Below are 12,357 nucleotides of genomic sequence, written 5' to 3'. Positions count from 1 at the left end.
GAGTGGCTCTCCTCTCGGTCCGAGATGTGTGTGAATAACCGGATGCGGAGCACATTATCCGGGCTTAGCAGCTAATTCAGCAAAGTAAGCTTCGTTGTAAATAATACTCGGATGATTTGGGTAATGGACTTTGCACCATTCGTGATGATACTTAGCCTTTGCGTGTTTACCGAGTCTGTCATAACTAACGCAGAGTTGAAGATGAGGAAGCCAAGTCCAATAAGATAAATCTACTAAATTCATTGCATCTCGCGGTGGTTCCATCAAAGTCGCCTGCCTGAACCAGTAGATGGCAGTCTCATACATCTCTTTTTCTATGAAGAAATTTCCGAACTTACAGCAAAAATCTGCACGTGGCGCGTCATAGTTCAAGCTGCGCAGCAGCGCAAGCTTTTGTTCTTCTGGTTGCTCCAGTCGACCGTAGCAATCGGCCAGTTTGTGACAGGCTGCGATCTTATCCTCAACCCATCCCTGCTCCAGCGCTAGAAATAACTCATATTGTTCTGCAGCCTCACTAACTCTGCCATTATCCAATAGTTCGTTTCCGAAATAATATTGGTCACGTTCAGTAAAAGTCATTCCCCTATCACGTTGCCCTAAGTACAATTGAAGGTTGCGTTCGGAGTAGGCTCTGTTTTTTTTGTGAGTCACTGCAATATCACTATGGAATACTTGACCGCTCACCGCAAGATACTCATGGACAAACCCGATCCACTGAAATTTCCTATTCCTTCGTACTAAACGGTTTCTCTTTAATCTGTGTAAGGGCTGTCCATTTTCAGACAAGGAGAGAATATAGTCCATAGTGATGCTGTCATAATCCAGAGTCATACTATTCTTCAAGCTCTTCAGCTTGTTTGCATCGGCTTCCTCTAAGACATCATCGGCATCCAGCCAGAACAAATAATCACTGGTGCCTTGAGCAAAGGCATAATTCCTTGCTGCCGAGAAGTCATCTTGCCATTTATATTCGTATACAACGGCTCCGAGAGAGCGGGCGATGTCGATAGTCCGGTCTGTGGATCCGGTGTCCACCACCACGATTTCATCCACTAAACCTTCAACGGATTTCAGACATCGTGGTAGGGCTTCTTCTTCATTTTTTACAATCATGCACAAGCTTATTGTAATCATCGGGAGGTGCCTCCGATCAGGAGTGGGTTTCATTTCTTTCATTCTATTGTCAATCTCGATAGAATATGCTCGTCTCACTTGATCATAAAGAAAGGCTAACTTCAATAGAGTTATAGTATAGCTTTCTAAAAATTTATATTAGGAGGAGCGGAAAGTGGGAATCCCGCTGTTGTCGTTGTGCATGATTGTAAGGGATGAGGAAGCGAGCATTGGCAAGTGTCTACAGAGTGTTAAAGATATTGTAGATGAAATCATTGTCATTGATACCGGCTCAACCGACAGGACAGCTGCGATTTGCCGCTCTTTTGGAGCTTCTGTGTGGTGTAAAAGCTGGAATGGCAGCTTCGCGGACGCAAGAAATGAAGGAATCTCTAAGGCAAAGGGGCGCTGGATACTTTGGTTGGATGCAGATGAAGTATTGGAGCAGTCTGATCCCGGATCATTACGTGACAACTTACTGGAGACAGATGCTGCCATAGCTGCACTTCAGGTCGTTAACTATACCGGCGTTAGCCAAGAGCTTCCTGAACCAATATATTTATGTCCACAGGTACGTTTGTTTCGAAATGGACTTGGTCTTTGCTTCAACGGGAATATTCACGAAACGCTTGTACATAGTGACGGCTCACAGTTGAACGAGACACCTGTCCTGCTTCCCCTCCAAATTCATCACTATGGTTACCTTGAAGACACGGTGAGAATTAAGGGGAAGGTAGAACGAAACCTGAAGTTACTCGAGCAGGAGCTTGCTTCCGGGAAGTCGAACCCCTGGCTTTATTATCATCTGGCCAGTGAGTACACTCGGTTAAATCGTTTTGAGGAAGCTTTTGTGCAAGTGAATAAATCCATTGTTGAATTTCTAGGTCAAAGCCAGCTTCCGCCAGCCTTATTGTACAAACAGAAATATGACATCCTAATTGCACATGGAGGTATAGAGGGGATTTGGCCGGGTATAGAGCACGCGATAAGATTATACCCCGATTATGTGGATCTGTTATTTTACAAGGCGATGTATTTATTGCAAAAAGATCTAGTACTTGAAGCTTATCATCTGCTGGAGAAATGTCTGGAACTTGGGGATGCATCAAAGAAGTATCTTACTCTAAAAGGTCTTGGAGACACTCATGCCCGTTACTATCTAGCTGTCTGCTTAATTAAGCTTGGAAGGCTTGCGGAAGGTAGTGAGCTGATGAAACGGGCTGCTTATTCAGAAGATGCTTCAGCGAGATTAGCTGGCCTGTTCCCTCTATCGTCTTAAGCGGAAATATATTCAATAACGACCATGGCGCTTGTTCCACCGGATAAGGACAACGTGACTCCGCTAACTAGAAATTGCAGATTTCCTGCGACAGTCACCCTGAACATGAATGCGGCAACAATACTGCTCCCTGCTGCAATTAATGGAAAGGAATAGCTTCCCGGTGCAGGTGCCGCGGTACCTGTAAACGATGGAGTAATTGTTGCCAGCAGAGTAGTCAGGGCGGTGTTTAGTACTAGAGTAACTTTATATAACCCCGGCTGTGTCAAACCGAATGTGGTATTGCTCACGACCGTTATAAAAGTCCCTGTCGACGCACCTGCTGTAGCAAAAGTTATGGCTCCTCCGAGCAATATCGTTGTTGCCCCGGAGTTCGTCCTGCTGAGTGCACTAGCCAGACCACCTGCTGCGCCAGTCGCGCCAGTCGCGCCAGTCGCGCCTGTAGCACCTGTCTCACCAGTAATACCAGTGGCGCCTGTCGTTCCCGTTGCGCCAGTTGCTCCGGTCACACCTGAGTTACCTGTTGCACCTGTTGTACCCGTGGCTCCAGTTGCACCTGTGTTGCCTGTTATGCCCGTCGCTCCTGTAACTCCTGTGGCTCCGGTTACGCCTGTGTTACCTGTTGTGCCAGTCGCTCCTGTGGCTCCGGTTACGCCTGTGTTACCTGTTGTGCCAGTCGCTCCTGTGGCTCCGGTTGCGCCTGTGTTGCCCGTTATGCCCGTCGCTCCTGTAACTCCCATTGCACCAGTAGTACCTGTCGTACCTGTTGCACCGGTTACTCCTATGCTACCCGTCGCACCTGTGGCTCCGGTTGCGCCAGTGTTACCTGTTGTGCCAGTCGCCCCTGTGGCTCCGGTTGCACCTGTGTTACCTGTTATGCCCGTCGCTCCTGTAACTCCTGTAACTCCAGTTGCACCAGTAGTACCTGTCGTACCTGTAGCACCGGTTACTCCTATGCTACCCGTCGCTCCTGTAGCTCCAGTTACACCTGCTGCACCAGTAGCTCCAGTTTCTCCTGTGTTACCTGTTGTGCCAGTCGCTCCCGTGGCTCCGGTAGTACCTGTGTTGCCCGTTGTGCCAGTCGCTCCCGTGGCTCCAGTTGTACCCGTGTTACCCGTTATGCCCGTAGCTCCGGTTACGCCTGAGTTACCTGTGACTCCTGTAACTCCTGTAACTCCAGTTGCACCAGTAATACCCGTCGTACCTGTAGCACCGGTTACTCCTGTGCTACCCGTCGCACCTGTCGCTCCAGTTACACCTGCTGCACCAGTAGCTCCAGTTTCTCCTGTGGCCCCAGTCGTACCTGTTGCTCCCGTAATACCGAATGGAAAACAACCAGTCGACCCGGTACAACCGGAAGGATTCAGGAGGCATTGCAATTGAGCTAGTAGAATTAGCTCTTGTATAAAAACACAGTCAAGCACATTATTTACACTGCTGTTCACTGCGAGTAGATCACTTATCGAGATAGCGGCTGGTCCAATACCGGGAAGTGTTCCGATGGCGGCTTGGATTTTTTCACCTTCGGCATTGATCACATGACTTAGCGACAGCTCCTGAAAGGCTATGCCCGCCATCAATAGATTAATCGTATTTTCATCTATGACACCAGGCGTCCATCCAAACATCAGTTGCTCACTTCCTTTCATTCTAAGCTGTTCTGTAATCAATGTTATTCAAATAGAAATAAGCTGGTGTCTAGTTCAATGCAAAAGTAAGATTGGAGGGATTAAAGCTTGTGCGAATATTAGCTGCCAGCCCAGTACATCAGCAACCGGAGACCTTAAATTTGTTCCTGAATTCCTTAGAGCGACTGCATATGGATAACTATACCGTTGATTATCTGTTTGTTGATGATAATGATCAGGCAGCATCTAGTGAGCTGCTAGAGCTTTTTGCGGAAAAACATCAGGAAAGAGTTCTCCCCTTCCTTCAAGGCTCCAAAAATACAGTCAAAAGGCAGGATGAGTATACGCATTATTGGCCCTCTGAGCTGGTATGGAAGGTGGCGGGATATAAAAATGCTCTGATCGGCACAGCGCTTCAATTGAATTATGATGCGTTGTTATTGATCGATTCTGATCTACTCCTGCATCCTTCTACGTTATGCAGACTTGAGAACACTGGGAAGGATATTGTTTCAGAAATATTCTGGACTCGGTGGCAGCCTGAAGGCAGCCTCCTACCACAGGTATGGATGAGCGACAATTACAATCTGTACGAGAATAGATTTGGGGAAATGTTAACGGAAGAGCAACAGCACATAGCAGAGCAGGAGTTTCTCGATAAGCTGCGTGTGCCGGGCTTATATGAAGTAGGTGGCTTGGGAGCCTGTACGTTGATTAGGCGAAATGTTCTGGAAGCTGGTGTTCACTTCGGTCAAATTCCGAATATTACTTTTTGGGGAGAAGATCGACATTTTTGCATTCGTGCTGCAGCAATGGGTTTTCCACTTTATGTGGACACCCACTACCCAGCCTTTCATCTGTACCGAGAGCATGACCGTGAAGAAGGAGAAATCTTCATGGCTCAGTCTGCAACATCCACCAGTGCTGGTAATATTCAAATTCCCTCCCTAAAAACATCAAGTCGTTACCATTTCCCATTTTCAGAAGTTAAAAGCAGTCAGTTTCCTGAATCTCGCGGAGACAAAGGCAATCCTGTATTCCAACGGACACAGCCTAAATTAACTTTGACAATGACAGTATACAATGAGGCAGATCGCAAATTAATTGAGGTACTACAGAGCTGCCGAGGGTTCATTGATGAGGCGGTAATTATTGATGATGGCAGTCAAGACGGCAGTGGAGATTTATGCCGGGAAGTGTTGCAGGGTATCCCCTTGCGTTTGATCCGTAACGAGACACCATCTTTTGAAAATGAAGCCGCCCTGCGCCTTCAACAATGGAAAGAGACGCTTACCGTTTCCCCTGAATGGATTCTAAATATTGACGCGGATGAAATGTTCGAAGACGGTTTCGCAGACGCTGTCAGACCACTGATCGCTTCAACTTCAAAAGATGTCATCTGCTTCCGGTTGTACGATATGTGGTCAGAGACACATTTCCGCAGTGACAGCTATTGGCAGTCCCATCAATATTACCGGCCTTTTCTACTTCGGTACCGCCCTAACTGCCCCTACAACTGGAGAGAGCAACCATTACACTGCGGCAGATTTCCAGAGAACATCCTAACCCGCCCTTTTGAGCTGAGTGAATATCGCATTAAGCATTGGGGATGGTACACCCCTACACTAAGAGAATTAAAACATGAACGCTACTTGCGCCTTGATCCGAACGCCCGTTTTGGCTGGAAAGAGCAATATGAATCGATCCTCGATCCTAATCCTAAGCTATTGATCTGGGAAGAGTAAGCGGAATAAATAACGGAGGTGTATTTTATATGCATTGTATTTTGTGTGGCCCTGCTCCATCCATCGCCGTATTCCATGAATATAGTTCGTTTACGCTGATGCAGTGTGGCAACTGCGGTCTTATCTTTAGAGCGAATATTGCGGAGGTAGATACAACCGGCTTAATCGCAGATATTTATAATACGGAATGGATTGCAATGCGTGAAAAATATGCTCAAGCTACCTATTCCGACCATGCTCTGTTTAATTTAATGCTACTGGAAATGTTCAGTCCAGAAAAAGGAGCATTGCTAGAGATTGGCTCTGGAACAGGTGAATTTTTACATGCTGCTGGAAATGGCGGCTGGAGAGCGGTTGGCATTGAACCCTCACAAATGTCACGAGCCTATGCCAAATATAAATACGGTGTGGATCTAGTTAAAGATGAATGGAAAAGCACCCAGGATGATGACGCGTCTGATAACTCTGATCTTCCCCGTTATGATGCGGTAGTGTTCTGGCATGTACTTGAGCATATCTCCGATCCATTTGCATTTTTGAAGGATATTCGTAAGCTTTTGACAACGCAAGGAAAAATATATTTCAGTATTCCCAACAGCCATTCATTAACCAACGAAATCTATGGACCTGAATCACCGTTATTTATTGAGCCCGATCACCTGTATCATTACACGGACGCTAATGTGCGTGAATTACTCAATCAGGCTGGATTTGAAATCAGTTCGATATTTACGCGGCAGCTGGTTCCCGCTTCGGATGTATTGATCGATGCACATCCTCTCTATGGACCAAATACTCCATTTGTGGAACGAATGACGCTTTTGGCCAGATGGCAAGGCGAACGTCGCGGACATGAAATATGTTGTGTGGCCAGAGTGAAAGAATAATATATATCGCAAAAAGCTGAGGATCATTGATCCTCAGCTTTTTTGTAGATACTAGATCAACACAGTCTTTAAACACCCTTATATTTTTAGCGTATCCCGAATTCCTGTGGCATGATTCATTACATAGATTGAAATCCCCTCCACAAAGTTTAAAAAGTGCCATTCACAGAAGTCGCTCGGTATTTTAAAATTCTTTTCTTTGTTGTACGGATTCTTTTATCCAGTCTTTTAAAGCGGACGAACTTACTAAAATATCATCAGCTATTTTAATAATGGGAAACAACACCCCGGTATATGAGCCTTGTGTTTTCAGCATGGTTTCTTCAGTAAAAATAATCTTGCGAACTTGAGATTCAGTTATGTTTAAATATCTAGCAGTTTCTTGAATTGTCATTAAGGGTTTATTAGAGATTTCATTATTTTTTGTTGCATTTATGGATGGTTGACTTCCTTTAATAATAAAACAACCAGTTATGATTGCAATTCCTAAGATTACAGAACAAATAACGTTACTAAGATTTTTCATAATTCCCTCCACTTATTTAAATTCAACTCCTGTAGCTAGCATCCTTTTTACAGACATTGTCAACTCGTTCTTCCTAAAAAGTATTCGTGAAGTGATTAAACAATCCTGCCCCGTTTGTTCTAATAAGAGCTAAATATACTTTATCCTGGTGTTTCGTTACCTAATGATCCATACTATGCAAGAAAAAAGAGCCGAAGCCCAATACACTTGGCTCCAGCTCTTTAGTGATGATTACAATCCCATGATTCTGTAAATCAAAGCAGCTGCTTCCGCACGGGTGGTCATGTTCAGTGGTCTGAAGGTTCCGTCGGTATAACCGTTGATAATTCCTGTCCGCTGCAGGTGCTCAACCGCTTCCGTGGCAAAAGCTCCGATTTGCTTTTGATCAGCAAAGACTGCGGTATTACCGGAGGGAACCGGCTGAAGAGCAGCTAAGCTCAGAGCGCGGAACAAAATAATAGCCATTTCTTGACGAGTAATCGGTTCTTTTGCGCCAAATAAGCCTTCGCTGCGTCCGTTAACAAGCTTTAATGCCTGAGCCGTTGAGACAGCTTGGTAATACCAAGCGTCTGAACTCACATCTGTGAAAGTACTGCTGTTCTCAGCCTGAAGATCCAGCGCCGATACCAGCAATTGAACAAACTCCGCTCTGGTGATTTGGCGGGCAGGCTCATATTTGCCATCGCCTGTGCCATGAACCAGATCACGGGAAGCTAGCGCTTCTAGGATAACGGCAGAGTCTGATTTGACATCAGAGAAGTGAATATCTGTATTAGCAGCAGCAAAGAGGCCGAAGCTACGCGTTGTAAACGTGATGCTGCCTGTGCCTGATACGTATTTGGAGTTCTTAACCACTTTCGCCAGACCCTCATTGGTAACTGAATAGACGATGGCTTGATGTGGCGCTACACTAGGGTTCAATTTATATCCAAACGATACCCTCATTGCCGCAGCTTGACTTAATGTTTCTATTTGTTTTCCGTCTACTATCAAGGAGATCCGGTACACAGCATGCGTTTTCCATTTCTCTTTTAAGGCAACAGAAAGGGTTGAAGGTTCAACAAAATGAATGGATAGCTCCAACTGCTTGGAACCCTCCGGAATATTGCTCCCCATCTTATCAATTGGCAGCGTTACAGTGGTTGCACCTGCTTTTATTGTAAGAGAGGTAACATTCTCTTTCAGTTCGGTCACGGGCAATTGAAAGGTTACACCCTTAGCTGTGGCATCTAATTTAGTAAGCTCAAGTGCCAAAGCACCACCTTGCACACCCTTCATTGCTTTTTGAATTTCTCCAGTGGAAAGCTGTGCAAGGCGCATTCCTTCAGCATCAGGTGAATCCTGAATCTGAATACGGCCGGCTGAGATTATATTCATTGGATTAACTATTTTCCCTCCAATGTTTCCATTGTTACTATTGTTCCCGCCATTATTGTTGCCGGACGAACTGCTGGGCGTATCTGTTCCCCCGCTGTCTGCACTCCGTACCACTTTCAAAGTGTAGGTCTTTGTTGTTGTTCCATTTGCGGCTGTAACTTTGATGCTGACGCTATTTTCTCCTACTTTAAGTTCACTTCCGCCAGATACTGTTAATTTGGCTTTCGGATCTAACAGTCTCCCTGTAACAGTCACAGCTGTTTTAGAAAAGGGCACATTAATTGTATAGGTCAATTTGTTACGGTCAAACCCGGGAATTTCTGAACCATCTATACTCAAAAAGCTCAAATCAGCATTATCACTCGGATGTGTCTCCTCTTCATCTTTGACATTCATAAACTGGAAGGTGCGGAAGAGTGCCGCGTCCTTCGCAGCGCCAATGCCTGAACCCCACTCAATATAACCTTTGCGGCCCGAGCCATCATTATCGTTGACTAACATCGAGAAGCTCAAGATATGGCCAACCGCTGCCCGAATTGGACTTACTTCGCTCCAAGGCAGTGCCAGTGCATATGAGGTAATCTTAGTCGCTTCATCTCGGGTTACACTTAGTGTTCCTTTGGTCAACACTCCGGTAGCGGCACCCTTCATAGACAGCCAACGATAAATTTGCGGCCCCTCCGGCGTCTGCGATATTCCGTATTCATACCAGGATTGGCTATCGCCCGGTACACCGGGAGCGAGGCTGAATTGAATACTGTCATTTTGCCAAATATTAATCCCGGAAGCATTATGGCTGAATACATCATCACGGATATCGGCGGTCAAATAGATGTTATCCGCGTCCCAGCGCAGTTGCGCTGTTCCGCTAAGATCATCTGCACCGTTATATCCGTTAAGCAAAGGTGTTCCATCCGAAAGATCAATCAAAGCGGGACTTCTTGTATCTGTCTGATGCTGCATCCGGTTAATATCTATGTTTTGCTTGAGGTGAACTGTCTCATAGCCTTCAAGGTCAACTGTCAACTCAAGAGGATATTTAACGCCTTCAGAGAATCCGGGCAAGGGAATTGGAAAAGTGAATTTGCTATTTGGAGCGATTTCGGCTAGTTGCGACTCGCTACCGCTGAGCTGGCCACTTCCTTCCCCTATTTTCCAGGAAATTTTCTTAATACTCAGAGGGTCTGCTCCAGAACTGTTTGTAAACTGAAGTTGCAGTGAAATATCCCCGCTAATACCATCTGTAATATGTGGAGCAATTTTTAAGCCTTGAAAATATAATCGCAGATCATCTACAGGCGCTTCAGGCAGTGTGGCAGGATCAAGTCCGGGTCCATTATAGGCTCCGATATTCGGCGGATTTTCTGCTGAAACTGAGTTTCCCCAATAGTCACGGCCTCCGTTGTCTGCAATGATTGCACCGGCCCCAAGCGCAGGGGAGCCTTCTCTTAGCTTGTAACCGTCCACTGTATTCCAGCCAATTCCTCCGCTGCCCTGAGCAACCAAGAGCGGATTCGTTGTGACGGGATTCGTATTTTCCGGCTCGCTTACTGGATGATTTCCATACAACAGGTTGTGGTCGAAGCTGCCATTTACACCGGGCAGATTATAACCTCCCTGTCCAAGGTTGTAGACCAGATTGTTCCTGAACGTATAGGGAGCGTTGATATTTCCCGCGTCGTCCCATTCATGGTCGATTATTTTGGTGTTTTGCCCAGTGCCGATATAGATCGTATTGTTATAGATTTGCGTATCTGGCGTAACCCCACCTGCAAAATTAAACGTATGCGTCAGATCATTCTGGCTGATGTTGTATCTGACTACATTATTAGAGGAGCCGGTCAGCACTCCTGGAGTCAAATGAGCATCGACAAAAAGCATAAATCCACCCTTATTTCCATGGCTGTAATTATATTGAACTACACTGTCCATGGTATCGATATCCAGATTGAAGCCTTGACCATCTCCTTCCGGTTTATTTGTGTTAAAGGACTCATTAAACTGCACTGTATTATTCTTGCCCCGAGTTGGCCAGATTGCAGCTGAGCCGTTAAACTCGCCTTCTTCGGAGTAGTTCCCACCTTCTTCTGCTATGTTATGCTCAATTAACGCTCCGTCCGCACCAAAGGTGAGAATGCCGTCGCTATCCGCCTGCTTAACGTAATTCTCGCGGATCGTAACATTGACCGTAGCAAAGTCGGTACCGTTAAAACGCTGATCCCATACCACAATTCCTGTCCGTCCAATTCGTTCTACCATGTTACCTTCGATCCATACCCCATCGAACTTGTCTGTGCCCGTCGTTCCGCCCACATATACGGAGATTCCACCGAATGCATGCGGACCCCCTTCAGCTCCGGAAACTGTCGGATAACGGAAGCTGCTTGATACATCATGAACATAGTTATCCTGGATGCGGATATTTCTTAATGTCCCTCCGTTTGCGTTCTCCACCATTATGCCTTCCCGGTAAACCGTTCCTCTCTCGGAAGCATAATTAGTAACCTCAAGACCCCGAATCACCCAGTTTGAGGCATTACGTAGGTATACAGCTGCTCCGGCCATGCCTCCACCATTGATAATCGGTTTGCTCCCGCTCCCATAAGCAGTGACTGTTATCGGTTTATCGTCTGTTCCGTTGCCTTTAGGATAAAATTGTTCGTTCCAGATTCCACCCTTCTTTAACAAAATTCGGTCACCAGCCTCAAAGGTGGTCTGGTTCACTACAGAGAAGGTCTTCCAGGCTGTCTCCGGTGTTTTTCCATCATTGCTGTCGCTGCCTGCAAATGAATCGACGTAGTAATCTCCGTCTCCACCGCTGTTCCCTCCATCTCCAGGCAAGCGGTTAGACAAGGAGACCGATCCTAGCTGCATCAGCCAGGGGGCGGAATCACCGCTGAGCTCGATTTTTAAATAATGAATGCCGGAAGCAATCCCTTGTGCTGGGGTATAATTCGTCCCTGTCCAAGCTGCATCTCCTGTGGATTGTGGAGCTTCATATATTGCTGAAATCTCTGTCCAGGTGGATGCATCCCCCGAACCATAGAACTTGATGCTTCCGCTAGACCCGGCAAAGGAATGTAGGCGGACAATGAAATGCTGCAAATTATGCAAATGGTACACAAGTGATTCTGCCGAATCTGCTGTTCTCACCGCACGAGAATGATCTTCACCAAAAAAAGAGGGATTGCTTGTATCTAAAGACCAATTTGTACTGAATGCATACAGCTGTGAAACGTCATCAAGCTCATCATTAATCAGTTGAGGTGCAAGTGATACATTGGAGAGTGTAAGATGTCCAAGCTGCATCAGCCAAGTATCGAGGTCGCCGCTGATCTCGATTTTGAGATAATTGACATCATTCGGAAGTGCACCTGCGGGTGTGTAGACTGTTCCATACCAACCAGAACCGGTTGCTGTGGGACTGTCATTAATGGCTGGAAGCTCCGTCCACGCTGTCGCATCACTCGATCCGTAAAACTTGATTACGGCCGTTGAACCGGAGAAATAATAGGCCTGAAGCGTAAATGACTGAATTCCTGTTAATGAATAGACGGCATAGCCGGTATCCGTAGATGTTCTGACCAACCGTGTGGCGTCTCCGCCGAAGAATTGAGGATTACTGCTGTCAATCAACCAATTCTCCGAACGTAACTCCGCTGCTGGCAGTGCCGAGAAATCATCGGCATACGTCTCTTCAGCATGGGCAGAAGCACCCATTACTGGGAACACTGTCGTAAAGATCAGCACCATCATTAGTAGTGATTTTGCGAGTTTTTTTAACATTGTTGTGTTATTCCCC

General features: G+C 46.1%; 7 protein-coding genes. 3 read left to right on the top strand and 4 right to left on the bottom strand.

The window, feature by feature from the left end; genetic code table 11:
- Positions 1 to 54 precede the first annotated feature (54 nt).
- Positions 55 to 1,134: a glycosyltransferase family 2 protein gene (locus QNH28_RS15075; RefSeq protein WP_283907414.1), complete on the bottom strand. Its 1,080-nt coding sequence runs from the start codon at positions 1,132 to 1,134 to the stop codon at positions 55 to 57.
- A gap of 181 nt (positions 1,135 to 1,315) precedes the next feature.
- Between QNH28_RS15075 and QNH28_RS15070 the strand changes: the two genes are divergently transcribed.
- Positions 1,316 to 2,392, top strand: a complete 1,077-nt coding sequence (locus QNH28_RS15070) for a glycosyltransferase family 2 protein (protein WP_283907413.1) — start codon at positions 1,316 to 1,318, stop codon at positions 2,390 to 2,392.
- Here the strand turns inward: QNH28_RS15070 and QNH28_RS15065 are convergent.
- Complete coding sequence (locus QNH28_RS15065) at positions 2,389 to 4,020, bottom strand: alpha-helical endospore appendage domain-containing protein (protein ID WP_283907412.1); 1,632 nt, start codon at positions 4,018 to 4,020, stop codon at positions 2,389 to 2,391. The two genes, QNH28_RS15070 and QNH28_RS15065, sit on opposite strands and share 4 nt — an antisense overlap.
- Before the next feature lie 110 nt (positions 4,021 to 4,130).
- On the opposite strand from QNH28_RS15065, the gene QNH28_RS15060 reads away from it, so the two are divergent.
- Together QNH28_RS15060 and QNH28_RS15055 are read left to right on the top strand one after the other, a co-directional pair.
- The gene (locus QNH28_RS15060; RefSeq protein WP_283907411.1) at positions 4,131 to 5,765 is read left to right on the top strand and encodes a glycosyltransferase family 2 protein; all 1,635 of its coding nucleotides are present in this window, start codon (positions 4,131 to 4,133) and stop codon (positions 5,763 to 5,765) included.
- 29 nt (positions 5,766 to 5,794) lie between these two features.
- Positions 5,795 to 6,652: a class I SAM-dependent methyltransferase gene (locus QNH28_RS15055; RefSeq protein ID WP_283907410.1), complete on the top strand. Its 858-nt coding sequence runs from the start codon at positions 5,795 to 5,797 to the stop codon at positions 6,650 to 6,652.
- Between the two features lie 184 nt (positions 6,653 to 6,836).
- Here QNH28_RS15055 and QNH28_RS15050 read toward each other — a convergent pair whose 3' ends face one another.
- On the bottom strand, positions 6,837 to 7,178 hold the full coding sequence (locus QNH28_RS15050; protein WP_283907409.1) for a MerR family transcriptional regulator: 342 nt from the start codon (positions 7,176 to 7,178) through the stop codon (positions 6,837 to 6,839).
- 231 nt (positions 7,179 to 7,409) lie between these two features.
- Positions 7,410 to 12,341, bottom strand: coding sequence for an S-layer homology domain-containing protein (locus tag QNH28_RS15045; protein ID WP_283907408.1), 4,932 nt, complete (start codon positions 12,339 to 12,341; stop codon positions 7,410 to 7,412).
- Positions 12,342 to 12,357 lie beyond the last annotated feature (16 nt).

The sequence above is a fragment of the Paenibacillus sp. G2S3 genome, from assembly GCF_030123105.1.
Classification (GTDB): Bacteria; Bacillota; Bacilli; order Paenibacillales; family Paenibacillaceae; genus Paenibacillus_AQ.
The sequence above is the reverse complement of the archived record's forward strand: the minus strand, read 5'-3'. Positions and strand labels throughout refer to the sequence as shown.

Coding starts and splice junctions, on each gene's coding strand:
- QNH28_RS15075 (WP_283907414.1), bottom strand. CDS start 1,134: ATGATTACAATAAGCTTGTGCATGATTGTAAAAAATGAAGAAGAAGCC.
- QNH28_RS15070 (WP_283907413.1), top strand. CDS start 1,316: ATGATTGTAAGGGATGAGGAAGCGAGCATTGGCAAGTGTCTACAGAGT.
- QNH28_RS15065 (WP_283907412.1), bottom strand. CDS start 4,020: ATGTTTGGATGGACGCCTGGTGTCATAGATGAAAATACGATTAATCTA.
- QNH28_RS15055 (WP_283907410.1), top strand. CDS start 5,795: ATGCATTGTATTTTGTGTGGCCCTGCTCCATCCATCGCCGTATTCCAT.
- QNH28_RS15050 (WP_283907409.1), bottom strand. CDS start 7,178: ATGAAAAATCTTAGTAACGTTATTTGTTCTGTAATCTTAGGAATTGCA.
- QNH28_RS15045 (WP_283907408.1), bottom strand. CDS start 12,341: ATGTTAAAAAAACTCGCAAAATCACTACTAATGATGGTGCTGATCTTT.